This is a genomic window from Streptomyces sp. NPDC093111, assembly GCF_040683955.1.
Taxonomy (GTDB): Bacteria; Actinomycetota; Actinomycetes; order Streptomycetales; family Streptomycetaceae; genus Streptomyces.
The window spans coordinates 240591-267102 of the sequence record NZ_JBFBNW010000015.1; the positions used below are offsets into that span (position 1 = coordinate 240591).

The window sequence follows — 26512 nt, forward strand, 5'->3', positions numbered from 1 at the left end:
CCGCCCCCTCCCGCACGTCCCCCGAAGGAGAACCCCTCATGCACAAGAACCGTCCGGTCCTCGAAGCCGCCGCCCAGGCCTTCGCGGACGCCACGGCCCAGCCGCCGTACCTCTACCAGATCCCCGTCGCCGAAGGCCGCAAGGCCGTGGACGGCGTCCAGGGCGGCGAGGGTGTTCCGCTGCCCGCCGTCGACGAGGAGTGGATCACCGTCCACGGCGGTCCGACCGGCGACGTCCGTGCCCGGATCGTCCGCCCCCGCGGCGCCACCGGTCCGCTTCCCGTCATCCTCTACATCCACGGCGCCGGCTGGGTCTTCGGCAACGCCCACACCCACGACCGGCTCGTCCGCGAGCTCGCCGTCGGCACCGGAGCGGCCGTCGTCTTCCCCGAGTACGACCTCTCGCCCGAGGCCCGCTACCCCGTCGCCATCGAGCAGAACTACGGCGTCGCCCAGTGGATCGCCCGCGAGGGGCACCACAAGGACCTCGACGGCGGCCGGATCGCCGTCGCGGGCGACTCCGTCGGCGGCAACATGACCGCCGCCCTCACCCTCATGGCCAAGCAGCGCGGCGACGTGACGCTCGTCCAGCAGGTGCTGTTCTACCCGGTCACGGACGCGAGCTTCGACACCGACTCGTACCGCCAGTTCGCCGAGGGCTACTTCCTGCGCCGCGACGCCATGAAGTGGTTCTGGGACCAGTACACGACGGAGGAGGCCGAGCGCGCCCAGATCACCGCCTCCCCGCTGCGCGCCTCCACCGAGCAGCTCACGGGCCTGCCGCCCGCCCTGGTCATCACGGCCGAGGCGGACGTCCTGCGCGACGAGGGCGAGGCGTACGCGGCGAAGCTCCGCGCCGCCGGCGTCCCCGTCACCACCCTGCGGGTGCAGGGGGTCATCCACGACTTCGTGATGCTGAACGCGCTGCGCGAGACGCGGGCCGCGGAACTCGCCATCGGTCTCGCCACCGACACGCTCCGCAAGGCCCTCGCATGACCGCGCCGTCGAGCATGCCGGTGGCGGGCCTCGTCCCCGCCCCGCGCCGGGAGCGCGAGCACGCCGACCTCCTCGTCCGCAACGCCAAGGTGTTCACCGGCGACCCCGACCGGCCCGGGGCGCGCGCCGTCGCCCTCCGCGACGGCCGGGTCGCGGCCCTCGGCGACGACCACGACCTCGCCCACCTCGTCGGTCCGGGAACGAAGGTCGTCGACGCCCTCGGCCGCCGGGTGATCCCGGGGCTCAACGACTCGCACCTGCACGTCATCCGGGGCGGCCTGAACTACGTCCTGGAGCTGCGCTGGGACGGGGTGCGCAGCCTGCGCCACGCCCTCGCGATGCTGCGCGAACAGGCCGGCCGCACCCCCAAGGGGCAGTGGATCCGCGTCGTCGGCGGCTGGACCGCCGAACAGTTCGCCGAGCGCCGGATGCCGACCGTCGCCGAGCTGAACGCCGCCGCCCCCGACACCCCGGTCTTCGTCCTGCACCTCTACCAGTCGGCCCTGATGAACCGGGCCGCCGTCCAGGCCGCCGGATTCACCCGGGAGACCCCCGACCCGCGCGGCGGGCAGATCGTCCGGGGCCGTGACGGCGAACCCAACGGCGTCCTCCTCGCCGCTCCGAGCGCCCTCATCCTGTACTCGACCCTGGCCAAGGCGCCGGCCCTGGACGAGACCGACAAGCGGACCTCGACCCGGCACTTCCTGCGGGAGCTCAACCGCTTCGGACTCACCTCGGCGGTCGACGCCGCCGGCGGGTTCCAGAACTTCCCCGACAACTACGCCACGGTCACCGACCTAGCCCGGTCGGGGGAGCTGACCCTCCGGATCGCCTACCACCTCTTCCCGCAGACGGCCGGGCAGGAACTCGCCGACCTCAAGCGCTGGACCGAGATGGTCAAGCCCGGCGACGGGGACGAGTGGCTCCGCCTCAACGGCGCCGGCGAGAACCTGACATGGGCCGCCGCCGACTTCGAGAACTTCTCCGAGCCCCGGCCCGAACTCGCCGCGGGGTACGAGACCGAGTTCGAGAGCGCCGTCCGGCTCCTGCTGGAGAACGGCTGGGGCTTCCGCCTCCACGCGACGTACGACGAGACGATCCGCCGCGACCTGGCCGTCTTCGAGAAGCTGGCGGCGGAGGGCCTGTTCCCCGGCGGCAACCGCTGGCTCTTCGACCACGCGGAGACCGTCTCCGCCGACAGCCTCGACCGGATCGCTGCCCTCGGCGGCGCCCTGTCCGTCCAGAACCGGATGTCCTTCCAGGGCTCCGCCTTCCTCGACCGGTACGGCGCCGAGGCCGCCGCCCACACCCCGCCGGTCCGCGCGATGCTCGACCGGGGCCTCACCGTCGCCGCCGGCACGGACGCGACGCGCGTCTCCTCGTACAACCCCTGGGTCGCCCTCCACTGGCTGGTGACCGGCCGGACCGTCGGCGGCACGGCCCTCTACCCGGCCGGGAACCTGATCGACCGGGAGACCGCCCTCGGCCTCTACACCCGGGGCGGCGCACAGCTCACCGGCGAGCAGGACGTCAAGGGAACGCTGCGCGAGGGCTGCTACGGCGACCTCGCGATCCTGTCCGACGACTTCCTCACCGTGCCCGAGGACGCCATCCCCGGCATCGAGTCCGTGCTGACCGTCGTCGGCGGCCGCATCGTCTACGCGACCGCCGAGTACGAGGGGCTCGACGAGGCCGTCCCGCCGGTGGCCCCCGAGTGGAGCCCCGTCGCCCGCTTCGGCGGCTACCAGAACGGCGCCCGCCAGGCGTCGGCCGTGGCCGAGGCCGCCGCCGAGTCCGAGCAGCACCGCCGGTGGCGCGTCGCGCGCGGATCCGTTCCCGAGACGACGCCGTCCTTCGTCGACCCCTGCTTCGATCACTGAGAGAGACCACACGATGAGTACAGCCTCCCCCGCCACCGACGGCGGCGACGAACACCCGGCGGCCGTGCCGGCACGCCGTTTCGAACCGGACCTCCGGTCGATGACCCGGATCAACCTCCGCCCCATCGCCTCGCCCATGCCGCTCGGCTTCTTCACGATCGCCATCGCGTCCGTGATGACGGGCTGTCTCCAGCTCGGGATCTTCGGGGAGGAGGCCCGCGCCGCCGTCGCCTTCACCGTGCTTCCGGCCTTCGTCCTGCAACTCCTGGTGAGCGTCCTGGCCTTCGGGGCCCGTGACGTGATCGCGGCGACGCTCATGGCGGTGTTCGCCGGCAGCTGGCTGCCGTACGCGCTCATCATGCTCACCGGCGCGGCCGACGGCCTGAAGGTCCTCGGCGTCTTCAACCTGGCACTCCTGTGCTTCGGGGCGCTGATGGCGGCCGTGACCCGGCCCAAGCGGGCGCTGTGGCTGGTGATCGCGGTCTCCCTGCCCCGCTGGGCGGCCACCGGCCTGGCCGGCATCACGGGCGCCGAATGGCTGACGCGCACCTCGGGAGCGCTCGGCCTGGTGGTGGCGCTGGTCGCGATGTACACGGCGTTCGCCCTGATGCTGGAGGACATGCGCAGCGAGCAGGTCCTGCCCATCGGCCGCAGCGGCCCCGCCCACCTCGCGGTCGAGGGCGACCTCGGCGTCCAGCTGCGCAACCTGGAACGCCAGGCGGGCGTGCGCCGCACGCTCTGACCGCACCCACCCGCCTCGTCACCTGACGACCGGACAGGAGCTGATCCAGGACGCGGCCCGGGCCGCCGTCCGACGACCTGATCGTTCACGATCGAACGATTAGTCGATATTGTTCGAGCGCTGGTAGCTTCTGGTCGCCCCCGAGCACGCCTCGGTGGGCGATCGGAGGAGATACACCCATGAGGTTCGGCGCGAGGCTCGCTCTCGCGGTCATCACCCTCGCCGTCACCGCCACCGCCTGCGGCACCCCGCAGGCCGGCAGTTCGCGGACGCACACCACCGCGGACTGCGGACGGTACGCCCGGTACGGCGAGCACCCCGGCACCGAGGTCACCGTCTACGCGGAGAACCGGGACCGGGAGGCCGACCTGTTCGAAGCGACCTGGGCGGACTTCGCGGCCTGCACCGGAATCGACGTCCAGTACGAGGGGGACGGGGGGTTCGAGGCCCAGATCCAGCTCCGGGTCGACGGCGGGAGCGCGCCGGACGTGGCGTTCTTCCCGCAGCCCGGGCTGCTGGAACGCTTCGCCCGGTCCGGGAAGCTCAAGCCCGCGAGCCCCGGGGTCGTCGCCCTCGCCCAGCAGGGCTGGTCGGCCGACTGGAACAGCTACGCCACCGTGAACGGCACGCTCTACGGCACGCCGCTGGTCGCGAACGTGAAGTCCTTCGTCTGGTACTCGCCCAGGTTCTTCCGCGACAGGGGACTGAGCGTTCCCCGCACCTGGTCCGAGCTGATGGCCCTGACGGAGAAGGTGGCGGCGTCGGGGGTCAAGCCCTGGTGCGCGGGCGTCGAGTCCGCCGAGGCGACCGGCTGGCCCGTGACCGACTGGATCGAGGACGTCCTGCTGCGTCAGCAGGGCCCGGACGTCTACGACCAGTGGGTCGCCCACCGGATCCCGTTCGACGACCCCCGGGTGATCAAGGCCATGGACACCGTGGGGTCCATCCTCAAGAACGACCGGTACGCCAACGGCGGTTTCGGCCCGGCCCGGTCGATGGCGTCGATCTCCTTCCAGGAGGCCGGCACGCCGATCCTCTCCGGCGACTGCGCGATGCACCGCCAGGCCTCGTTCTACGCCGGCATGTGGCCGAAGGGCACCGAGATCGGACCGGACAAGGACGTCTACGCCTTCCTCCTCCCGGGGGCCGATCCGGCGAGCCGCCCCGTGCTGGGCGGTGGGGTGTTCACCGCCGCGTTCGCCGACCGTCCCGAGGTGCGGGCGTTCCAGGAGTACCTGGCCTCCGCGGACTTCGCGAACGCGCGGATGAAGAAGGGACCGTTCGTCTCGGCCAACAGGGGCGTGGACCCGGCGAACGCCGCGACCCCGGTCGACGAGCTCTCGATCCGGCTGCTCCAGGATCCCCGGACGCAGTTCAGGTTCGACGGTTCGGACCTCATGCCGGCCTCGGTCGGTGCCGGGACCTTCTGGAAGGGAGCCGTCGACTGGATCGGCGGCGCGAGCACCCGACAGGTCGCCGGCTCCATCGAACGGTCCTGGCCGAGAAACTGATGTCGTTCGACGCCGTCGCCCAGCAGCCCAAGCTGATGTACCTGCTCCAGGGCGTCGCCGCCTTCGCGGCGGTGGTCGCCCTGGTCCTGTTCGCGCTGCACCGGGGGCCGGTACGCAGGAGGGCCGCGGCCCTGATCCTGCTGACCCCGGCCCTGCTGCTGCTCACGGTCGGCCTGCTCCTGCCCGGTCTGCGCACCCTGGCGCTGTCGTTCACCGACGACGGGGGAGCCACCTGGGCCGGGTTCGACAACTACGTGTGGATGTTCACCGACCCCCGGGCGCTGGTGGCGCTGCGCAACACCCTGGCGTGGGTGGTGCTCGTGCCGTCGCTGGCGACCGCGGCCGGTCTGCTCTACGCGGCGGCCGTCGTACGGTCGCGGTGCAGGGCGTTCGCGCTGTCCCTGCTCCTGGCGCCGATGGCGATGTCGTTCGTCGGCGCGGGTGTCGTCTGGAAGTTCGTCTACGCCTACCGTCCCGAGGAAGCCGGGCAGATCGGGCTGCTGAACCGCCTCGTCGTGGCGCTCGGCGGCGAACCGCGGCAATGGCTCGTGGACTCTCCCTGGAACGTCCTGTTCCTCATCGTGGCGATGGTGTGGACCCAGGCGGGCTTCGCGGCCGTCCTGCTGGCCGCCGCGATCAGGGCCGTTCCCGAGGAGCTGACCGAGGCCGCCCGGCTCGACGGCGCGTCCCCCCGGCAGATCTTCCGGCGGATCACCCTGCCGTCGATCAGGCCCACGCTGCTCGTCGTGCTCCTCGCCCAGGCGATCGGCACCTTCAAGGCCTTCGACATCGTCAAGACCATGACCGGCGGACAGTTCGACACGGGCGTCCTCGCCCACGAGATGTACGACCAGGCCTTCCGCTACGGCGAGACGGGCCGCGGCGCGGCGCTCGCCGTGCTCCTCTTCGTCCTCGTCACGCCCTTCGTGGCCCACCAGGTCCGGGCCCGGCGGAGGGCCGGGTGAACGGCGTCCGGGAGCGTCTGGCCTCCCGTGCCCTCACGGCGATCGCGGTGCTGATCGCGGTCCTCTGGACGACCCCGACCCTCGGTCTGCTGCTGTCCTCGTTCCGCCCCGAGGACGAGATCAAGACGACCGGCTGGTGGACCGTGCTCGGTACGCCGCACTTCACGCTCGACAACTACCGCGAGGTGCTGTCCGGCGGAAGCAGCGGGTCGGGGCGGCTCGCCGAGTACTTCGTCAACTCCGTCGTCATCACCCTTCCCTCCGTGCTGTTCCCGCTCGTCCTCGCCTTCTTCGCGGCGTACGCCCTGGCGTGGATCGACTTCAGGGGGCGGGACGCGCTCGTCGTCGGCATCTTCGCCCTCCAGATCGTGCCGCTCCAGATGGCGCTCGTCCCCCTCCTGAAGCTGCTCTCCGAGGGCTGGCTGTTCCTGCCCGCGTGGCACCTCACCGGTCCCGCGCGGTTCGCCCAGGTCTGGTTCGCCCACACGGTCTTCGCGCTGCCGTTCGCCGTGTTCCTCCTGCACAACTTCCTCGCCGGGCTGCCCCGGGACCTGATCGAGGCCGCCCGCGTCGACGGCGCGTCGCACGGCACGCTGCTGCTCCGGATCGTGCTGCCCCTGGCCCGCCCGGCCCTGGTCACCTTCGCCGTCATCCAGTTCATCTGGGTGTGGAACGACCTCCTCGTGGCACTGACCCTCTCCGGCGGAACGGCCGACACCGCGCCGATGACGGTCAGACTGGCGAGCCTGGCCGGGACCTACGGCAACGAGTGGCAGCGGCTCACCGCGGGAGCCTTCGTGGCTGCACTCGTCCCGCTGCTCGTCTTCCTCTCCCTCCGGCGGCACTTCGCACGGGGACTGCTCGCCGGATCGGTCAAGGGATGAGCCCCGACCGGCCCGAGGAGCACACCGCGGCGACGGGCCTGAGCAGGCCCGGTCTACGGGGCCGCGAAGCCGAGCTGGAGCGGCTGCGCGCCCTGGTCGAGGCGGTGCGCGACGGCGAGGGCGGAGCGATCGCGCTGCTCCTGGGCGAGCCCGGCATCGGGAAGACCGAACTGCTGCGGGAGACCCTCGCGATCGCACGGGCCCACGGATTCGTCGTCAGCCACGGACGCGCCGAGGAACTGCACGAGCTGGCACCGCTCGCCTCACTGGCCTCCGGCCTCCTGCACGGTGACCCGCCGCTGCTGTCCGGCTCGGACTTCGCGGACCTCGCCGGCCACCACGACCAGCGCATCTGGCTCGTCGAACGGCTGGCCCAGCTGATCGAGGAGCGCTCGGTGGGCACGCCCCTGCTCATCGCCGTCGACGACGTCCAATGGGCCGACCCGCTGAGCCGGTTCGCCCTGAGCGTCATGCCCGCACGGCTGCTCAGCTCCCCGGTCCTCTGGCTGCTCACGGGCCGGGAGGACCCCGACCTGTACGGGCAGGGCCCGCCCACCACGACCCTCCCCCTGCGGCCGCTGCCCGACACGGCCCTGACCGAGCTGGCACACGACGTCCTCGGCGCGGACGTGCCGGAGCGGCTCGCGGGGCTCCTCGACGGGGCCGGCGGCAACCCCTTCCTCGCCACCGAGATGCTCGCCGGCATCGCGGCCACCGGCGCGGACGGGGCGGCACCGCCGGAGCGGCTGGTCCTCGGCGTACGCGACCGGCTGGCCGGCCTCCGGCCGGACACCCTCCACTTCCTGCGGATCGGCTCGGTCCTCGGCCGCGCGTTCTCGCTCGCGGACGCCGCCGCCCTGTGCGGCCGGCCCGCCTCCGGACTCAGCGCCGAAGTGGACCAGGCGATCGACGCCGCCCTCCTCCACGACGACGGCGACCGCCTCCTGTTCCGCCACGACCTGCTCCGCCAGGCGGTGTACGCCGACCTCGCCCCCTCCGTACGCCGGGCGCTGCACCGGGAGGCCGCGCGCCGGCTCGTCGCCGCCGGCCGGAGCTCCGTCGACGCGGTCCCGCATCTGCTGAAGAGCGCCGAACCCGGCGACACGGAGGCGATCGGACTGCTCGACACGGCCGCCACGGACCTGATCGCCGTGCTGCCCGGCCTCGCCGCCGACCTGGCGCTACGCGCCCTGGAACTCGTACCGCCCCGTTCTCCCCTGGCGTACGACCTGGGAGAACGGGCCATCGTCGCGCTCACCCGCGCGGGGCGCTACACGCAGGCACGGGAGGCCGGCGACGCGCTGCTCGCCCGGCAGCCTCCCCTGGACGTCTTCGCCCGTCTGCAGTCCGTACTCGGTGACACGCTGTGGCACCTCGACGACGTCCAGGAGCTGAACCGCCGCCTGACGGCGGCGCTGGCAGCCGTCACCGACCCGGCCGTCCGCGCCCGGCTGACCGCCCGGCTGGCCCTGGCCCGGTCCCGGGGGAGCGACCTCGGGGCCGCTCGCGAGACCGCCGAACGGGCGCTCGCCGAGGCCGAGCGGGCCGGCGACCGGGAGGCCCGCGTCCTCGCGCTGTGGGGGCTCGGCGAGATCGCCCTCAACGCGGGCGACTGCGCCGCCGCCGTCGAACACCACACGGTGCTGAGCGTGTTCGACGCGGCCTTCCTGCCGGAGGAGGCCGTCGCCCGGATCCACACGGACGACTTCGACACCGTACGGAGACTGCTCCGGACGGCGGGCGACCCTCCGCTGCGCCCCGCGATGCTGATCTGGGCCCAGGGAACCCTGCACATGGGGCTCGGCCTGCTCGACGACGCGGATGCCGACCTCGTCACCGCCGAACGGCTCGAATCGGAGCTCCACGTGCCCGGCAACCTGGTCAACATCCGCGTCAACCGCGGCCTCCTCGCGCTGCTGCGCGGCGACCGGGAAGCCGCGCGGGAACACCTGGACGTCGTGCGGACGACGCTGGCCGACCGGCCGAACACCGGCAACCACGCCGCGCACCGGTACTTCGAGGCCGTCGTCGCCGACGCCGACGGCGACCACGCGGCAGCGGCCGAACTGCTCCGGTCCGTCCAGCGGGACCACCCCTTCCTCCGGTGGCGGCTGCTGCGCCCCCACGTCGTCCAGGCCGTGCGGATCGCCCTGCGCGGCGGGGACCGGAAGCTGGCCGAGGACCTCGCGTCCCAGGCCGCCGAACACGCCACCCGCAACCCCACCGTGCCCACCGCCCGGGGGACGGCCGAGCACGTGGCCGGCCTGGTGAACGCCGACCGCGAACTCCTGGAGCGCTCGGTCCGCACCCTCCGCACCGGCCCCCGGCCGCTGTCCCTCGCCGCCGCGTCCGCCGACCTCGGGCACGCTCTCCTCACCGCGGGCGACCCCGCCGCGACACCCGCCCTGACCAAGGCGCACGAGCTCTACGCCCAGGCGGGGGCCGACGGCGAGGCCGAGCGGGTCCGCGCCGATCTGGAACGGGCCACCAGCCGCCCCGGCCGGCGCACCGGCGGCCCCGGGACGCGCCCCGACCAGGGCTGGGACGCGCTCACGGCCTCGGAACGCAAGGTGGCCCGGCTGATCGCCGCGGGCCACACCAACCGCTCGGCCGCGGAGACCCTCGTCGTCTCCCCGCACACGGTCAACACCCAACTGGCCTCGATCTTCCGCAAGCTCGCCGTGCGCTCCCGGGTCCAGCTGGCCCGGATCGTCCTCGCGGAGGACGACGCCGCACCGACCGCCGGCGACTGAGCGAGCTCTGCGCCCCCGTGCAAGGTGTGGTGCGCGGGACGGCAACATCGGCTGCGGGACCGGTCCTAGCGTGACGGGCGTACCGCGCCGCTCCGACGCGCGGACGAGCCACCCCGAATCGAGGAAACCCATGCCGTACATCACCGTGGGCCAGGAGAACACCAACCCCGTCGAGCTGTACTTCGAGGACCAGGGAGCCGGGCAGCCCGTCGTCCTCATCCACGGCTTCCCCCTCGACGGACGCTCCTGGGAGCGCCAGAGCGCCGCGCTGCTCGAAGCCGGCCACCGCGTCATCACGTACGACCGCCGCGGCTTCGGGCAGTCCTCGCACCCGACCACCGGCTACGACTACGACACCTTCGCCGCGGACCTGAACACCGTGATGGAGACCCTCGACCTGAGGGACGCCGTCCTCGTCGGCTTCTCCATGGGCACCGGCGAGGTCGCCCGCTACGTCTCCACGTACGGCTCCGAGCGCGTCGCCAAGGTCGCCTTCCTGGCCTCCCTGGAGCCCTGCCTGCTCAAGAGCGACGACAACCCGGACGGCGTCGCCCCGAAGGAGTTCTTCGACGGAGTCGTCGCCGCCGTGAAGGCCGACCGCTACGCCTACTACACGGCCTTCTTCAACGACTTCTACAACCTCGACGAGAACCTGGGCACCCGCATCAGCGAGGAGGCCGTCCGCAACAGCTGGGACACCGCCGCCCGCGGCGGCTCCTTCGCCGCGTCCGCCGCGCCGGCCACCTGGTACACCGACTTCCGCGCCGACATCCCCGCCGTCGACGTCCCGGCGCTGATCCTGCACGGCACCGCCGACCGCATCCTGCCGGCCGAGGGCACCTCGCGCCCCTTCCACAAGGCGCTCCCGTCGGCCGACTACGTCGAGATCGAGGGCGCCCCGCACGGTCTGCTGTGGACGCACGCCGAGGAGGTCAACACCGCCCTCCTCGCCTTCCTGGCGAAGTGACGCGGCACCGTTGACCCGCCGGGGTGACGCCGGAGCCCCCGGCGGCACCCCGGCCCCCGGTTCCCCGGCGCGGGAACCGGACGAGCTCAGGAGAGAACACACCATGCAGTTCGGCATCTTCACCGTCGGGGACGTGACCCCGGACCCCACCGACGGCCGCACGCCGACCGAACACGAGCGCATCAAGGCGATGGTCGCCATCGCGCTCAAGGCCGAGGAGGTCGGCCTGGACGTCTTCGCGACCGGCGAGCACCACAACCCGCCGTTCGTCCCGTCCTCACCGACCACCCTGCTCGGCCACATCGCCGCCCGCACCGAGAAACTGATCCTGTCCACGTCCACGACGCTGATCACCACCAACGACCCGGTGAAGATCGCCGAGGACTACGCGACGCTCCAGCACCTGGCCGACGGCCGGGTCGACCTCATGCTGGGGCGCGGCAACACCGGTCCGGTCTACCCGTGGTTCGGCCAGGACATCCGCCAGGGCATCAACCTCGCCAAGGAGAACTACGCGCTGCTGCGCCGCCTGTGGCGCGAGGACGTCGTGGACTGGGAGGGCACGTTCCGTACGCCGCTCCAGGCCTTCACCTCGACACCGCGGCCGCTGGACGGCGTCCCGCCCTTCGTCTGGCACGGATCCATCAGGTCCCCCGAGATCGCGGAGCAGGCCGCCTACTACGGCGACGGCTTCTTCCACAACAACATCTTCTGGCCGGCCGACCACACCCGGCGCATGGTGCAGCTCTACCGGCGCCGGTTCGCGCACCACGGCCACGGCCGGCCGGAGGACGCCGTCGTCGGCCTGGGCGGGCAGGTCTTCATGCGCAAGAACTCCCAGGACGCCGTACGGGAGTTCCGCCCCTACTTCGACAACGCTCCCGTGTACGGCCACGGCCCCTCGCTCGAGGACTTCACCGAGCAGACCCCGCTGACCGTGGGCTCCCCCCAGCAGGTCATCGACCGGACCCTGTCGTTCCGTGAGTCCGTCGGCGACTACCAGCGCCAGCTGTTCCTGATGGACCACGCGGGGCTGCCGCTGAAGACCGTACTGGAGCAGCTCGACCTCCTCGGCGAAGAGGTCGTGCCCGTCCTGCGACGGGAGTTCGCCCAGGGACGTCCGGCCGACGTGCCGCAGGCCCCCACGCACGCGTCCCTCCGAGCCGCCCGGGAGGTGTCCGCCGCATGAGGCTGATCGTCGTCTCCGCGGGACTGAGCACCCCCTCCTCCACCCGCCTGCTCGCGGACCGGCTGGCCGAATCGGCCCGCGACGAGCTCGCCGCCCGGGGGCGGGCCCCGTCGACCGAGGTCGTGGAGCTGCGCGAACTGGCCGGCGACATCGCCAACCACCTCGTGACCGGATTTCCCCCGCCGCGACTGAGCGCCGCGATCGACGCGGTGACGGCGGCCGACGGCCTGATCGTCGTGACTCCCGTGTTCGCGGCGTCCTACAGCGGTCTCTTCAAGTCCTTCTTCGACGTGATCGATCCGGACGCCCTCACCGGCAAGCCCGTCCTGATCGCGGCGACCGGCGGTACCGCCCGCCACTCCCTGGCCCTCGAACACGCCGTGCGCCCGCTGTTCGCCTACCTCCGCGCCGTCGTCGTCCCCACCGCCGTGTTCGCGGCCTCCGAGGACTGGGGCTCGGGCGGGGACGAGTACACCGACGGCCTGCCCGGCCGCGTCCGCCGCGCGGGCGTCGAGCTCGCCACGCTCATGGCGGCGCGCCCGGCCGGCGAGGAGCCCGAGGACGACGTCACGGCACTCGAACGGCAACTCGCCGACCTGCGCTTCGACTGAGACGGGCCCGTGGGCCGGGCGACGGCGGGGTGGTTCCCATGGTTCATACTGTTCCGCCGTATGAGCGTGAACCGAGTGACGACAAGGACCGTGCCCGAGGAGCTCGACGGCGCACGGACGCCCCTCCGCGGCAGGGACGCCGAACTGGCGTTCATCGAGGCGCTGCTCGACGCGCTCGGCCGGGGCGAAGGGGGGATCGTCCGCGTCCAGGGCCCCGCCGGCATCGGCAGGTCCAGGATGCTCGCGGAGGCCGCGGCAGCCGCGAGGCGGCGCGGGACGAGGGTGTTCGAGGGCGCGGCGGACCCGGACGGACAGTTCGTGCCGCTCGGCCCGCTCCTCGACGGTGTGCTCGCCGGCGAGGGGCCGCTGTCGGGCGTCGCCCGTCTCCGGGACCTCGCCACCACACCCGGCCAGCGGTTCTGGCTGCTCCAGGAACTGGGGAACCGCTTGCGGGAGACCGTCCGCAAGGGCCCCTTGCTCATCGTCCTCGACGACCTCCAGTGGTGCGACGATCTGACCCTCCTCACCTTCCACACCCTCGCGGCCGGCCTCTCGTCGCACCCCATCCTCTGGCTGGTCGCCGTCCGCGGTGGCAGCGTGCCCTCGGGAGTGCGCACCACCCTGGACCGGATCCGGCAGGCGGGGGCACACGAGCTGGCCCTCGGCGCGCTGGGGGACCTGGCGACCACACAGATCAGCGAGGACGTCCTGGGCGCCGCCCCGGGACCGGACGTCCTGCGCGTCGCGCGCCGCGCCGAGGGGGTGCCACAGCTCCTGGTCGAGCTGATCGGCTCCCTGCGGAAGGACGCGGCGGTGACGATCGAGAACGGTACGGCCAGGCTGTCCGACGGACCCCCGGCCCCACGGGAGCTTCCCTCCGTCGAGCGCCGCCTCGACCAGCTGTCGGACGAGGCCCGCGAGCTGGTGCGGACGGCCGCCGGCGTGGGCGGCCCGGTCACCGTCGCGCTGCTCGCCGAACTGCTCGGCAGGTCCCCGGCGGCGCTCATCAGGACGGTGCAGGAATCCCTCGACGCCGACCTGCTCGCCGAGGACGGCGACCGCCTCGCCTTCCGTCAGGACCTGATCCGCGAGGCGGTCGAAGCCGGCCTGCCCCTGCCCCTGCGCCAGGCCCTCCGCCGGCAGACCGCCGGACCGGCGCCGGGAGGCGCGGGCGCCCCCGTCGCCCGTCCCGGGCCGCCTGAGGGAGCGGACGCAGCGCAGCGAACCGCGGAGGCGGGTGATGCCGTAGAGGCCGACCGGCTGCGCACCGAGGCGGCGGAACTCGCGGCCACCGCTCCCGGAACCGCCGCGGAACGCAGCCTCAAGGCCCTCGAACTCACCGCCGCCGCCGCTCCGGAGCGGCCGCGGATCATCGCCGAGACGATCCCGCTGCTCTGGCAGACGGGCCGTGCGGCCCAGGCGCGTGACCTGGGAGCCACCGCCCTGGCGGCCGGCGGCCTCGAACCCGAGGGCGAGGCACTCGTACGCCTCGCGCTGGCCCGCCTCTCCGTACAGTTCGACTTCTCCGAGGCCGTCCGGCAGGCCCGCGCCGGGGCGGCACTGCCCGGGATATCCGTCACCGTGAGGGGACGGCTGCTCGCCATGCTCGCCATCGGCCTGTCGATGTCGGGCGAGCACGCGGCGGCCGAGCGGATCGCCGCCGAGGCGTGGGAGACCGCGGCGGCGGCGGGCGACCGCACCGCCGAGGCCACGCTGACGACGGTCCGCTCGGCGGCCAGTTTCCACCGGATGGACCTCACCGAGGCGTTCCGGCAGGCCGAGCGGTCCGCCGCGCTGGCCGTCGCCCTCGGAGTCAGCACCTCGCTGTGGGTACCGGAGGCCCTGTGGCACGCCCTCCTGTCCAACACCACCGGACGCACCGCGGAGGCGCTCGCCGTCGCGGAGGAGGGCATCCGGATCACCCGGGAGCAGGGCCGGACGGCAGCCACCCGCATGTGGCTCATGACCCGCTCCCGCATCCATCTCGAAACCGGACGGCTGACGGACGCCCGGGCCGACGCCGAAGCCGCGGCCGCAGGGGCCGACGATCCCGGCCCGGGCAACCTCGCCGACGTCACCCTCCGGTACGTGATGCTGCGCGTCGCCCTCCACACCGGCGACCGGCGGACCGCGCGCGCGTACGCGGCGGAGGCGACGCGCATGCGGACCGACGGCGCGCCCGTCGTCCGGCACTTCGGCACCTGGATGCTGGCGCTGATGGCCGACTTCGACGGCCGGCCCGACCGTGCCATGGCCGCACTCGACGAGGTGATGACCTCACCCGCCGCGGACCGTCCCGCCTACGCCGGCCTGATCGACCCCGCCGACGCCCCGGTGCTCGTCCGCCTGGCGCTGAGCGCGGGCAGGCGCGAACCGGCCGCGCAGGCGGTCGCCCTGGCCGAGCAGCGAGCCGCCCTCAACCCCGAGCTCACCTTCCTCGCCGCCACCGCCGCGCACGCCCGGGGACTCCTCGACAACGACCTCGCCCCCCTCGTACGCGCCGTCCGGCTGTACGAGGACTGCCCGCGGGTGCTGGCCCGGGCGTCGGCGCTTGAGGACGCCGGACGCAAGCTCGCGGCCACCCGCAGGTCCGAGGCGGTGCCCCACTTCGAGAAGGCCCTCGCGCTCTACACGCGAGCGGGCGCCGAACGGGACGTCACCCGCGTCCGTCGGCGCCTGCGGGCCGCCGGCGTCCGCCGCCGGCCCTCGACGTCCGGCCTCTCCGACGCATGGCCCGAACTGACGGCCGCGGAGCTACGCGTGGTACGGCTCGCGGCCCGGGGGCTGACCAACCAGCAGCTGGCCGAGCACCTCTCCCTCTCCCCGCACACCGTGAGCTCGCACCTGCGCCGGGCCTTCACCAAGCTGGACGTCACCTCGCGCGTCGAGCTGACCCGGCTGGCGAGGCACCGCGACGACGGAGCGTAATCGCTTCGTATCCCATGTGGGCGTCGTGGCAATGGACGATTCGTGCGATGTGCCGACGTCCTCGTTTCCTCAGACTGATCAAGAACCGCGGAACGCAGAAGTCCGCGGGGCACCCTTGATCGTGAGAGGAACACCGCATGACCGTAAGGCTCCAGCGAGCCCGCCCCGGCAGCCCCGAGCTCCAGGCAGGCGCCGACGAGCGCGCGGAGCGGCTCGGCCGGTCCGTCGCCTTCGACGACCCGCTGGTCCGCACGGTCCGCACGAGACGCCCCCTCGGCGACGAGGACCCGGTCCGCGTCGGCGCCCCGCCGCCGGGCCGCGCCGAGCACGCGACCCTCCGCCACGTCCTCGCCCAGGGCGCGACCCAGGAGCGGGTGCCTCCGCAAGCTCCCGCTGCGGTCCCGCCCTCCGCCCGCTCGGGGTGGCTGGTCCAGATGCTCTCCGAGATGCCGGACACGGACGAGTCGAACCACGTGTACCTCGGCGTCCACGTCCGTGGACCCGTCACCGTCGTCCACGGACGCGCCGAGACCCCGTTGGAGCCGAACGACCTGGTCTTCTGCGACCCGGCCCGCCAGCACCTGCTGCGGTTCGGCGAGGACTGCCGGATGATCTTCTTCCGGGTGCCCCGCTGCTACCTGGGCGTCACGGAGCCGGAACTGAACCGGGTGCTCGGCGTCCCCGTACGCGGCGGGGAGGGGATCGGGGCACTGGCGTCCGGCTTCCTGACCGCGCTCGCCGCCGAGGCGGAGTTCCGCCGGTCCACGATCGGGGACCGGCGCGCCCGGACGGCCGTACACCTCCTCTCCGTCCTGGTCGTGGAGCTCCTCGAAGCGGACACCACGGACGAGGCCGACGACGCCTCAGGGGCCGCCGACGAGATGCTGTCCCGCGTCCACGCCCACATCGAGGAACACCTGATGGACCCGGACCTCTCACCGGAGTCGATCGCCCGCGCCCACCACATCTCCGTCCGGTACCTGCAGAGGCTCTTCCAGAACGACGGCAGCACGGTGAGCCAATGGGTACGGCGGCGCAGGCTCGAGTCCTGCCGGTTCGAGCTGAGCCGTTCCGGCCGGAGAGTCACGATGGCCGCGCTCGCGCATCGCTGGGGCTTCAGCAGCCCCTCGCACTTCAGCCGTACGTTCCGTGGGGCCTACGGCATGAGCCCGAGCGCATGGCAGGCCCTGGCGACCTCGGCCTTCGCCCCGATGCCCGAGGACACCGAGGACACCCAGGACACCCAGGACACCCAGGACGAGCGAAGGCGCTGAGACGCCCGCACGCCGTCCTGCCCGGCGCCCAGAAGTGAACGCTCCCCGGCCCGGGGTCCTGCCCAACAACGCACCTTGCTCTTCGCCCGGGGGCAGGGAGGAAAGAGGAGTCGTGTACGGGAAGAAGTCCTTCGGAGCCGTGCTGCGCGGACTGCGGCAGCGAGGCCGTCTGACGATGGAGGAGCTGGCCGAGGCATCGGGCGTGAGCGTCCGGGCCATCGGCGACATGGAGCGGGGGCGCAGCCTGGTGCCGCAGCGGCGCACGGTGGTGGCGCTGGCGGAGGGGCTCGGACTCGCGGACGACGAGCGGGAGGCACTGCTGGCCACGGTGCGGGCGGCGCGTCCGACGCGCGCGGTCGCGGTGGCGGGAACGGTCGTGCCGCCGCGATCGGTGGGGGACTTCACGGGACGCGAACCGGAGCTGGCCCTCCTGCGGGAGGCCGCGGAACGGACCCTGGACGGCGGACGGGCGTCGGTATGGGTCGTCTCGGGTCCTCCGGGGTGCGGGAAGACGACACTGGCGCTGAAGGCGGCGGCGGATCTGGCGGAGAAGTTCCCCGACGGCTGTTTCGTGGTGGACCTGCACGGCGTGGACGGCCCTGTGGACACGGGCGAGGCGCTGCTCAAGCTGCTGAAGGCCCTCGGCGTGTCGGACCGCCGGCTCGCGCAGGAGGACCAGCGGGGCCGCGCGGGGCTGCTGCGGGCGCTGCTGGGCGACCGCCGGTGCCTGGTGGTGTGGGACAACGCCCGCGACGAGGGACAGGTGCGTGCGCTGCTGCCGGCCGGCGGGCGGAGTCTGGTGCTGGTCACCAGCCGGCGGCCGCTGACCGGCCTCGAGGACGTCGGCCGCCTGCCGCTGTCGGAGATGACGCAGGAGGAAGCGGTCGATCTGCTGCGCCGGATCCTGGGCGAGGAGCGGGCGGACGCGGAGGCCGCGGCGGTGGCACGGGTGGCGGAGCTGTGCGGGCGACTGCCGCTGGCCCTGCGGGTGGCGGCGAACTGGCTGACGGTCCGGTCCGGATGGACCGTCGACCACCTGGTCCGGCGCCTGACCGACGAAGAACGCCGCCTGGGCGCGCTCGCCGCCGGCGACACGCGCGTGGAAGCGGCGTTCGAACTGTCCTACCGTCAGCTGACCGGCCAGGCGGCGCGCATGCTGCGGCTGCTGAGTCTGGTTCCGGGGCCGGACATGACCGCCGCCTACGGTGCCGCCCTGACCGCCACCGACGTCTTCGAGGCCGAGGACGTGATGGAGGAGCTCGTCGAGGCCGGCCTGCTGCAGGCCACCTTCACCGGCCGCTACCAGGTGCACGACCTGCTGCGGCTGTTCGCCCGCGCCCGGCTGGCCCGCGAGGGAGGACCCGGCGAGCGGGAGGCGGCCGACGACCGGCTGCGCGCCTGGCTCCTGGAGACCGCCGTGATCGCCGGCCGCTGGTACAAGCCCGCGTACGGGGCGCCGCCCTCCTCCTGGCGGGGACCGGTCCCGCTGGAGAGCGCCGAGGAGGCCCGTGCCTGGCTCCAGAACGAGGCCCCCTCCTGGCTCGCCGCGCTGCGGGGCGCCGCCCGTCGGGGTGAGCACAGCCGGGTCGTGGAGACCGCCCACGCCATGGAGTGGTTCTGCAACCTGTGGGTCCACTGGGGGCACTGGCCCGAGGTCTTCCGGCTGGCCGGCGAGGCCGCCACCGCCCTCGACGACGCGTACATGCAGGCCTTCCACCTCAACGTGTACTCCTGGTCCCTCTCCTGCGAATCCCGGTACCGGGAGGCCGTCGAACGGGCCGGCGAAGGGCTGGAGTGCGCCCGCCGCGCCGGTGACACCGCCCAGCAGGCCTCGGCGCTGGCGCTGGCGGCCTGGGCCCTGTCGGAGCTCGGCGAGGTCCAGGAGGCGGCCGACACGTCGCTCTCCGCCATCGGCCTCTACGAGGAGACCGACGACCGCGCGGGCTGGCTGGGCGCCATGTTCACCCACGGAACCTCGCTGCGCCTCCTCGGCCGCGCCGAGGAGGCCCTGGCCCAGCACCAGCGCATCCTCACCTTCCTGGACGCGCGGGACTGCCCGGTGAGCGGGCACCTCGCCGACATGTACCGGGCCAACACGACCGGCGCGCTCGGTCGCGGCCATGCGGTCCTGCGGCGCTGGCGCGAGGCCGCCGACCACCTGCGCGACGCCGTGGCGCAGTCCCACCGCATCGGCATCCCCCACATCGAGGGCAGCGCGCTCGTGCACCTGGGAGAGGCCCTGATCGAACTGGGGGAAGCCGACGAGGCCCGCTCCCGTCTCCGTCAGGTCGTCGCGTTCGGCGAGGCGGTCGACGGCAAGGACCTGAGGGCCGCGCGCAGGCTCCTGGACTCGCTCCCCGCCGGGTGAGCGGCACCGCCGTCGGGTGAGGGGCGCCCGCCGCCGGGTGTACGGGGCCGGGGCTCAGTCGCGGTGCCGGTGCAGGGCGACGTGCACGGTGTCGAGAGCCTGGACGAGGGCGGCCCGGGCGGCGTCCGTGTCGCGGAGCGGATCGAGCACCATGAAGCCGTGGACCGTCCCGTGGTAGCGCACGGACACCACCGGCACGCCGGCCGCCCGGAGCTTCGTCGCGTACGCCTCACCCTCGTCGCGCACCACGTCGGCCTCGCTGGTGATCACGAGTGCCGGCGGGAGACCGGCGAGCTGTTCCAGGGAGGCCCTCAGCGGCGACGCGGTGACCTCGTTCCGCCGCCGTACGTCGGGCAGGTACTGGTCCCAGAACCAGCGCATGGTGTCACCGCCGAGGAAGTAGCCGGTGGAGAACTCCCGGTACGAGGGGGTGTCGAAGGCGGCGTCGGTGACCGGGCAGAGCAGCACCTGCTGGAGCAGCCGCACCCCTCCGCGCTCCTTGGCGAGCAGGGTCAGCGCCGCCACCAGGTTGCCGCCCGTCGAGTCGCCCACGGCGGCCATCCGGCTTCCGTCCAGGCCGATCTCGCCGCCTCGCTCGCAGACCCACTTCGCGACGGCGTAGCACTGCTCGACGGCGATCGGGTACCGCGCCTCGGGGGCTCGCTCGTACGCGACGAAGACCACGGCCGCGTCCGTGCCGAGGGCGAAGGCGCGCACCAGACGCTCATGGGTGTCGGCGTCGCCCAGAACCCAGCCGAGGCCGTGCAGGAACAGCACGACGGGGATCTCGCCGACGCTGCCGGCGGGCCTGACCACCTGCACCCGCACGTGACCGGTCGGCCCGCCCGGCAGGGCGAACCACTCCGTGGAGACGGCGTCCCGGTCGCTAGGGTCGGGGGCGTACGTGCCCTGGAGCCGCGCGAGGTCCAGACGGGCCTGCCCCAGGTCCTGGTCGCACGCCGACGGCGGGCAGGCGTGCCGGGCCACGAACGCCCGGGTGGGCCGGTCCAGGACGGGCCGGGGGGACGAGGGGACGAAGTCGGTCACCCAGGGCCTCCTGCCGAGAGTGGCTGAAGGGAGAGGGAGGTTCGGTGCGCGGGTCCTTGCTCGGGCGGCGGAACACGCAGGTTGCGCCATTCCCGGGGGGAGACGCCGTAGGCGGCGCGGAAGGACCGGCTGAAGTGGGCCGGGCTGACGAAGCCCCACCTCTGGGCCACGGCGGACACGGTGGGGGCCGTCGTGCCGCGGCGGGCCAGTTCGCGGCCGCACTCCTCCAGGCGCCGTTGCCGGATGAGCTGACCCACCGTCGTCCCCTCGCCTTCGAACAGCCGGTGCAGGTAGCGGACGGAGATCCGTTGCGCCCGGGCGATGCGCTCCGGCGACAGATCCGGGTCGGCCAGGTTCCGGTTGATGTGGTCCCGGACACGCGTCACCAGATGGCTCGGCGCGTCCGTGTCCGTGCCGCCCGGGTGGGCGCGCTCGGCGATCAGGGTGGCGAACAGCTCGACGACGTTGCCGGCCAGCCGGTCCGCGACGGTCGGCGGATAGCCGCCGGCGGGGGAGGAGGCCAAGGCCGCCAGGAACGGGAGCAGCATCGCGCCGAAACCGTCCCCGGTGCCGATCGCGTGGCCCGTGACCTGTCGGATGTCGCCGTCCGGCACGCCCAGCGTCCGGCGCGGAAGCTGGAAGACGTGGGTGGCGAACCGCTGCGGATAGTCGAAGGAGTACGGCCGGTTCGTGTCGTACACGACCAGGTCGCCCTCACCCACCTCGGCCCGCCGGCCGTCCTGGACGAAGGTGGCCGTGCCGGATATCTGGACACCGACCGCCACCAGCGCCTCGGACGACCTGGCGATCAACTCCGGCGTGCGGCTGACCCGCTTCGCGTCGGCCTCCACGGTGGCGACCTGGAGGTACCCGAGACGGTCGGTGGCGATCCGGCCGTCGAACGGCCCGTCACCCCGAGGGGTGACGGCCATCGGCACCAGCGACCTGCTCACCGCGTCGTTCCAGTACGCGACCTTGTCCTGGTCCGGCACGGAGGCGGTCGTCAACACCACGCTCAATTTCTCTCCGCTCGGGGGGATCGGGGGGAGGTGACTCCGGGGCTGCCACCGGCGGAACAGGGCGCTGCGCCCGCCCGGTGGAAGGCGGCCGGGGATTCCCGCCCGCACGGACCAGCCAAGCAGCGTCCCGTTTCCGTCTCCAGGCAGAACCACCGGCAGGAATCGGCACTGCCGGATTCCTGCCCCGACCGGCCGCCACGGGGACTTTTTCCCTTCCGCTTGCCTGGATAGGGATCTCTTGCCGCAGTCTTGGCGGCCCCTTGGAGGCCGGCGCCCTCCCCGGCCCCTAGCGTTCCCGTCATGCCGTCCTTGCCGTCGCACCCCCCACGTCACAGCAAGCCCCGGGCCCTTCCGTACCGCAAGCCCACCCGCGGTCGGGACTACTGGATCCTGGACGACGTCCTGCCCGACCCCGACGCCGTGCGGGCGCGCATGCTCGCCCGGGACGACTGGGTGGAGGGCTACCCGCACAAGCCCGAGCCCTGGCCTGGGCTGCGGACCATGCCCGGCCTCGAACCGGCCGAGCTGGCCCGGGTCGAGAGACTGGTGCGCGGGGCCACGGGAGCCCGGAAGCTCTGGGCCGTGGACCCCGCCGGCGGTGGCACCTTCAACCACAACTGCGTCCAGGTCGTCGGCAAGGACGAGTGCGAACCGCGCCCGCACACCGACTCACGGAGCCTGTGCCGCTACGCGGCGGTGCTGTACCTCAGCCCGGACCCGCCGAAGGACTGCGGCACCAGCTTCTACCGCCAGAGCCTGCCCGGCGGGGTGCTCGGCGGCAACCAGGTGCTCGCCCCGCACAACAACCTGGTCGACGCGCTCGGCACCCGCTTCGTACCGGAGGACTCCTTCACCGAGGACCTGCGCGTCCCGCCCCGCTACAACCGCCTGCTGCTGTACGCGGCCAACCTCATCCACACCGCGACCGGCTACACCGGCACCACCCTGGACGACAAGCGGATGACCGCCGTCTTCTTCTGGATGGCCTAGCGGTGGGCGGACGTCCCGAGTGGTCCCGTGGCCGTCCGCCATGGGGTGACGGCGCGGTCGGCGAGAGGTGATCCGGGCCAGGGCGGTAGGTTGCGTTCCCGCGGGACCAAGGACCCCTTTTTCGCGGGACCTCCGTCCCTCCGCGAGCCGTTTCGACGCGCCATTGCCCTTATGGGCGGCGAGAGTTGAGCGGTCGGTGGGGAAACAAGAGGCATAAAGGCCCTTCCGGGGAGGTGCTTAGCCTGTACGGATGAGTTTCCGTACCGAAATGAAGCGCGCCGTCACGCCGCGGGCCGCTTTGCTCGTCGTGGGCGTCCTCGTCCTGCAACTGCTCTTCATCGCCTCGTACGTCGGTGCCCTGCACCACCCGAAGCCGAAGGACGTCCCCTTCGGCGTGGTGGCCCCCCACACCGTGTCGGCGCAGTTCGTCGGGCAGCTGGAGAAGCTGCCCGGGGCGCCGCTCGACGCGCGCGTCGTCGCCGACGAGGCCACCGCCCGCGAGCAGATCGCGCAGCGCGAGATCGACGGGGCCCTGGTCGTCGACCCGGCCGGCCGCACGGACACCCTGCTCGTCGCGTCCGGCGGCGGCTCCGCGCTCTCCCTGGGCCTGGAGGAGATGATCACCAAGGTGGAGGGCGCCCAGCACCGGCAGGTGGACACGGTCGACGTGGCCCCCGCCGCTGCGGGGGACTTCAACGCGCTCTCCGCGTTCTACCTGGTCGTCGGCTGGTGCGTCGGCGGCTACATCTGCGCGTCCATCCTGGCCGTCAGCAGCGGCTCCCGGCCGGACAACAAGCCCCGTGCGCTCATCCGGCTGGGCGCCCTCGCCGTGTCCGCGGTCCTCGGCGGACTGGGCGGCGCGATCATCGTGGGCCCCGTCCTGAACGCCCTGCCCGGCAGCATCGCCGCCCTGTGGGGCCTGGGCACCCTGGTGGTCTTCGCCGTGGGCGCGATAACGCTCGCCCTGGAGTCGATCTTCGGGATCGTCGGCATCGGCCTGGCGATCCTGCTCATCGTGGTGATGGGCAATCCGAGCGCGGGCGGCGCCTTCCCGCTGCCGATGCTGCCGCCGTTCTGGCAGGCGACGGGCCCCTTCCTGCCGCCGGGCGCGGGCACCTGGGCGGCGCGCTCGATCGCGTACTTCCAGGGCAACGCCATGGGTACGTCCCTGCTGGTCCTCGGCTTCTGGGCGGCCCTCGGATCCGCCGTCACCCTGGCGATGGCGCGGCCCCGCCGCCCGCGCGACACGGCGGCCGTCACGAGCTGACGCGACCGTACGGACAGGGCGGGGGTCCGGCACGTCACACGTGCCGGACCCCCGCCCTGTCCGCGTCCGTCTCCGTACCCGTCTCCGCGTCCGGGCCGAGGTCCGTACCCGGTCAGACCTGGTAGCGGTCCGGCGCGAACAGGTGGGGATGGGCGGCGATCCAGTCCGAGGTGCGGCGCAGGCCCTCTTCGAGGGAGACGCGGGGCTCCCAGCCGGCCCAGTCGCGGGCGCGCGCGTTGTCGGAGAGCAGCCGCTCGACCTCGCTGCCGGACGGGCGCAGCCTGGTGCGGTCCACGACGACCTCCGCCTCCCGGCCCGAGGCCGTCACGAGCGCCCGGGCGAGGTCACCGACGGAGATCTCGCGGCCGGTGCCGAGGTTCACCACGTGGCCGAGCGCCCGGTCGCACTCCGCCACGGCCAGGAAGCCCTCCGCGGTGTCCGTGACATAGGTGAAGTCACGGGTCGGGGTGAGCGAACCCAGCTTGATCTCCCGGGCGCCCGCGTGCAGCTGGGCCAGGATGGTGGGGATGACCGCGCGTGCGGACTGGCGCGGCCCGTACGTGTTGAAGGGCCGTACCACCGTCACCGGGAGCGCGAAGGCGTGGTGGAAGGAGAGGGCCATCATGTCCGCGCCGATCTTCGACGCCGAGTACGGCGACTGCGGCTGGAGCGGGTGCGACTCCGCGATGGGGGCGGTGCGGGCGGTCCCGTACACCTCGCTGGTGGAGGTGTGGACGAGACGCCGCACGCCGTGCCGGCGGCACGCCTCGGCGATGTGCTCGGTGCCCGTCACGTTCGTCTGCACGTACGCGCCCGGCGACACGTAGCTGTACGGGATGCCGATCAGCGCCGCCAGGTGGAACACGGTGTCGCAGCCGGCGACGGCGTCGTCGACCCGGCCCGGGTCGCGGACGTCGCCCGCCCACATCTCCACCCGGTCGTCGTCCAGGTAGCGCGCCAGATGGCCCTTCTCGCCGTACGGCTTGTAGTGCACGAAGGCGCGGACCCGGGCGCCCCGCTCCACGAGCAGGTCCACGAGCGTCGATCCGATGAAGCCCTCGGCGCCGGTGACGAGGACGGTCCGGCCCTCCCAGACGGAGGGGACGAGGGTCGGGGTGCCGGTCATATGAGCTCCAGTGCGGTGGTGAGGGAAAGGGGAAGCGGGTGGCCCGCGAGGCGCAGCACCTCGGCGGCGAGCAGGTCGGCGGCGTGGGCGTGCGGCCCGGGCGCGGCGGCCCCCGCCATGGCGGCCAGCCGGGCCGGCGCGTCGAGCAGCGGGGCGAGCAGCGAGGCCAGCCGCCCGGCGGTGGTCTCCGCGTCCGGCAGCAGCAGTCCGGCACCCGGATCGGTGAGGACCCGCGCGTTGTGCGTCTGGTGGTCGCCGGGGGCGTACGGGTAGGGCACGAGGACGGCCGGGACGCCGGTGGCCGCCAGCTCCGCGACCGTCGCGGAACCCGCCCGGCACACCATCAGGTCGGCCGCGGCGTACACCTCGGCCATCGCGTCCAGGTACGGCACGGCCCGTGCGACGCGCGCCCCGCCGCCCTCCGCCAGCCGCCGCCGGGCGTCCGCGAGGGCGGCGGGCCCGGTCTTGACGAGCAGGTGGACGTCGTCCCGGTCGCGCCACAGCTCGGCGAGGCCCAGCGCGGCCTCGGTGAGGCGCGCCGCGCCCAGGCTGCCCCCGTTGAAGACGATCAGCCGCCGCCCCTCGGGCACGCCGAGCCGCCGCACGGCCTCGGCGCGGCGGGCCTCCCGGGCGCCGGAGCCGACCGGGAGGGCGGCCAGCGCGGCGATCCCGGCCGCGATCGGCATGCCGGTGGTACGGGCGTCCTGCCCGCCGTGCAGATGGCTCCGGCTCGCGTCGAACGCGACCGCGAGGTGCGGGGTGACCCGGGCCGCGAACCGGTTGGCCCGGCCCGGCACCGCGTTGGACTCGTGGATCAGCGCGGGCAGACCGGCGAACCGCGCGCCGAGCACCGCCGGGGCGCTGGGGTATCCGCCCATGCCCACGACGACCTCCGCGCCCCCGGCGCGCAGGATCTCGCGGGCCTGCCCCGCGGACTTCAGCAGCGCCGCCGGCAACAGGAAGCGGCGCGCCCCGAGCCCGGGGTCGAAGGGGATCATGTCGACGAGGTGCAGCGGATATCCGGCGTCCGGGATCAGCCGGCCCTCCAGACCGCGGGCGGTCCCGATGAAGGAGACGGCGGCTCCGGGGACCGCGCGGCGCAAGGCGTCGGCGAGGGCGAGACCCGGGTAGATGTGACCCCCGGTGCCGCCCGCGCCGATCACCACGGAGAGCGGCGGCCGGGTGCGTGGTGTGTCCATGGCCGCACTCTCACGGCTCGCCCTAAGAAGGTTCTAAGAGGGGGTTCGCTCGGCTTTGGCATCATTCGGGGCATGGAGCCGAAGGTGTACCGCGTGCTGGTGGTCGACGACGAGCCCGAGGTCCGGGCCGCCGTCGAGGACGGACTGACCGTGGAGGGATACGAGGTGCGCGGCGCGCCCGACGGCCTCGCCGCCCTGTCGGCGGTGGCCCTGTGGGAGCCGGACGCCGTCGTCCTCGACGTGATGATGCCGGGCATCGACGGCCTCGCCGTGTGCCGCGGGCTGCGCGCGGCCGGCGACCGCACCCCGATCCTCGTGCTCACCGCCCGCGACTCGGTCAGCGAACGCATCGACGGCCTCGACGCGGGCGCCGACGACTACCTCGTCAAGCCCTTCGCCCTCGACGAACTCCTCGCGCGCGTACGGGCGCTGCTCCGCCGTGCCGCCCCCGAGCCCGCCGGACAGGACGGGGGCCCGGAGCCCCTGGCGTACGAGGACCTGCTCCTCGACCCCGGGACGCGGACCGGCCGCCGGGGCGGGCGGACCCTCGAGTTCAGCCGCACCGAGGCGTCCCTCCTGGAACTGCTGCTGCGCCACCCCGGCCAGGTGCTGCCCCGCGAGCTCATCCTCGAACTCGTCTGGGGCCGCGACTTCGGCCCGGAGTCCAACTCCCTCGCCGTGTACGTCGGATACCTGCGCCGCAAGCTGGAGGCGGGCGGCGAACCACGGCTCGTCCACACGGTGCACGGCGTCGGCTACCGGCTGGGACCGGCGTGACGGCGCGCGGCGGGGAGCCG

General features: G+C 73.4%; 20 protein-coding genes. 16 read left to right on the plus strand and 4 right to left on the minus strand.

Translation table 11 applies throughout. The features are described from left to right. Positions 1–38: 38 nt before the first annotated feature. The 13 genes from AB0Q96_RS26825 (at position 39) to AB0Q96_RS26885 (ending at position 19067) form a co-directional block, all read left to right on the plus strand. On the plus strand, positions 39–995 hold the full coding sequence (locus AB0Q96_RS26825) for an alpha/beta hydrolase (protein WP_365329746.1): 957 nt from the start codon (positions 39–41) through the stop codon (positions 993–995). Beyond that, on the plus strand, positions 992–2875 hold the full coding sequence (locus tag AB0Q96_RS26830) for an amidohydrolase (RefSeq protein ID WP_365329747.1): 1884 nt from the start codon (positions 992–994) through the stop codon (positions 2873–2875). The genes AB0Q96_RS26825 and AB0Q96_RS26830 overlap by 4 nt, the downstream gene beginning before the upstream one ends. Before the next feature lie 13 nt (positions 2876–2888). Further along, entirely contained in the window at positions 2889–3617 is a 729-nt protein-coding gene (locus AB0Q96_RS26835) for a GPR1/FUN34/YaaH family transporter (RefSeq protein ID WP_365329749.1), read from the plus strand. 179 nt (positions 3618–3796) lie between these two features. Then, on the plus strand, positions 3797–5128 hold the full coding sequence (locus AB0Q96_RS26840; RefSeq protein ID WP_365329751.1) for an extracellular solute-binding protein: 1332 nt from the start codon (positions 3797–3799) through the stop codon (positions 5126–5128). Beyond that, positions 5128–6093 (plus strand): sugar ABC transporter permease, encoded by a 966-nt coding sequence (locus tag AB0Q96_RS26845; RefSeq protein WP_365329753.1) that lies wholly within the window; start codon positions 5128–5130, stop codon positions 6091–6093. The genes AB0Q96_RS26840 and AB0Q96_RS26845 overlap by 1 nt, the downstream gene beginning before the upstream one ends. Beyond that, on the plus strand, positions 6090–6977 hold the full coding sequence (locus tag AB0Q96_RS26850) for a carbohydrate ABC transporter permease (RefSeq protein WP_365329755.1): 888 nt from the start codon (positions 6090–6092) through the stop codon (positions 6975–6977). The genes AB0Q96_RS26845 and AB0Q96_RS26850 overlap by 4 nt, the downstream gene beginning before the upstream one ends. Next, on the plus strand, positions 6974–9730 hold the full coding sequence (locus tag AB0Q96_RS26855) for an AAA family ATPase (RefSeq protein ID WP_365329757.1): 2757 nt from the start codon (positions 6974–6976) through the stop codon (positions 9728–9730). The genes AB0Q96_RS26850 and AB0Q96_RS26855 overlap by 4 nt, the downstream gene beginning before the upstream one ends. A gap of 130 nt (positions 9731–9860) precedes the next feature. Continuing rightward, complete coding sequence (locus AB0Q96_RS26860) at positions 9861–10697, plus strand: alpha/beta hydrolase (RefSeq protein ID WP_365329759.1); 837 nt, start codon at positions 9861–9863, stop codon at positions 10695–10697. A 103-nt stretch (positions 10698–10800) separates the two neighbouring features. After that, entirely contained in the window at positions 10801–11886 is a 1086-nt protein-coding gene (locus tag AB0Q96_RS26865; RefSeq protein WP_365329761.1) for an LLM class flavin-dependent oxidoreductase, read from the plus strand. Then, the gene (locus AB0Q96_RS26870) at positions 11883–12497 is read left to right on the plus strand and encodes an FMN reductase (RefSeq protein ID WP_365329763.1); all 615 of its coding nucleotides are present in this window, start codon (positions 11883–11885) and stop codon (positions 12495–12497) included. Before AB0Q96_RS26865 ends, AB0Q96_RS26870 begins: the two co-directional genes overlap by 4 nt. Positions 12498–12557: 60 nt before the next feature. Next, the gene (locus AB0Q96_RS26875; RefSeq protein WP_365329765.1) at positions 12558–15425 is read left to right on the plus strand and encodes an AAA family ATPase; all 2868 of its coding nucleotides are present in this window, start codon (positions 12558–12560) and stop codon (positions 15423–15425) included. Between the two features lie 137 nt (positions 15426–15562). Next, positions 15563–16699, plus strand: coding sequence for a helix-turn-helix domain-containing protein (locus AB0Q96_RS26880; RefSeq protein WP_365329766.1), 1137 nt, complete (start codon positions 15563–15565; stop codon positions 16697–16699). A 112-nt stretch (positions 16700–16811) separates the two neighbouring features. Further along, positions 16812–19067, plus strand: coding sequence for a helix-turn-helix domain-containing protein (locus tag AB0Q96_RS26885; RefSeq protein WP_365329768.1), 2256 nt, complete (start codon positions 16812–16814; stop codon positions 19065–19067). Between the two features lie 54 nt (positions 19068–19121). Here AB0Q96_RS26885 and AB0Q96_RS26890 read toward each other — a convergent pair whose 3' ends face one another. Next, complete coding sequence (locus AB0Q96_RS26890) at positions 19122–20114, minus strand: alpha/beta hydrolase (RefSeq protein ID WP_365329770.1); 993 nt, start codon at positions 20112–20114, stop codon at positions 19122–19124. Further along, complete coding sequence (locus tag AB0Q96_RS26895; RefSeq protein ID WP_365329772.1) at positions 20111–21127, minus strand: helix-turn-helix domain-containing protein; 1017 nt, start codon at positions 21125–21127, stop codon at positions 20111–20113. The genes AB0Q96_RS26890 and AB0Q96_RS26895 overlap by 4 nt, the downstream gene beginning before the upstream one ends. A gap of 306 nt (positions 21128–21433) precedes the next feature. Between AB0Q96_RS26895 and AB0Q96_RS26900 the strand changes: the two genes are divergently transcribed. Together AB0Q96_RS26900 and AB0Q96_RS26905 are read left to right on the plus strand one after the other, a co-directional pair. Beyond that, positions 21434–22123 (plus strand): DUF6445 family protein, encoded by a 690-nt coding sequence (locus AB0Q96_RS26900; protein WP_365329774.1) that lies wholly within the window; start codon positions 21434–21436, stop codon positions 22121–22123. Positions 22124–22373: 250 nt separating this feature from the next. Next, entirely contained in the window at positions 22374–23390 is a 1017-nt protein-coding gene (locus AB0Q96_RS26905) for a DUF3533 domain-containing protein (RefSeq protein ID WP_365329776.1), read from the plus strand. A 112-nt stretch (positions 23391–23502) separates the two neighbouring features. Here the strand turns inward: AB0Q96_RS26905 and AB0Q96_RS26910 are convergent, their stop codons facing one another. Together AB0Q96_RS26910 and AB0Q96_RS26915 are read right to left on the minus strand one after the other, a co-directional pair. Then, entirely contained in the window at positions 23503–24516 is a 1014-nt protein-coding gene (locus AB0Q96_RS26910) for an SDR family NAD(P)-dependent oxidoreductase (protein WP_365329778.1), read from the minus strand. Beyond that, positions 24513–25715, minus strand: coding sequence for a UDP-N-acetylglucosamine--N-acetylmuramyl-(pentapeptide) pyrophosphoryl-undecaprenol N-acetylglucosamine transferase (locus AB0Q96_RS26915; protein WP_365329780.1), 1203 nt, complete (start codon positions 25713–25715; stop codon positions 24513–24515). The genes AB0Q96_RS26910 and AB0Q96_RS26915 overlap by 4 nt, the downstream gene beginning before the upstream one ends. Before the next feature lie 72 nt (positions 25716–25787). Here AB0Q96_RS26915 and AB0Q96_RS26920 point away from each other — a divergent pair, with 72 nt between their 5' ends. Then, on the plus strand, positions 25788–26492 hold the full coding sequence (locus tag AB0Q96_RS26920; RefSeq protein ID WP_365329781.1) for a response regulator transcription factor: 705 nt from the start codon (positions 25788–25790) through the stop codon (positions 26490–26492). Positions 26493–26512 lie beyond the last annotated feature (20 nt).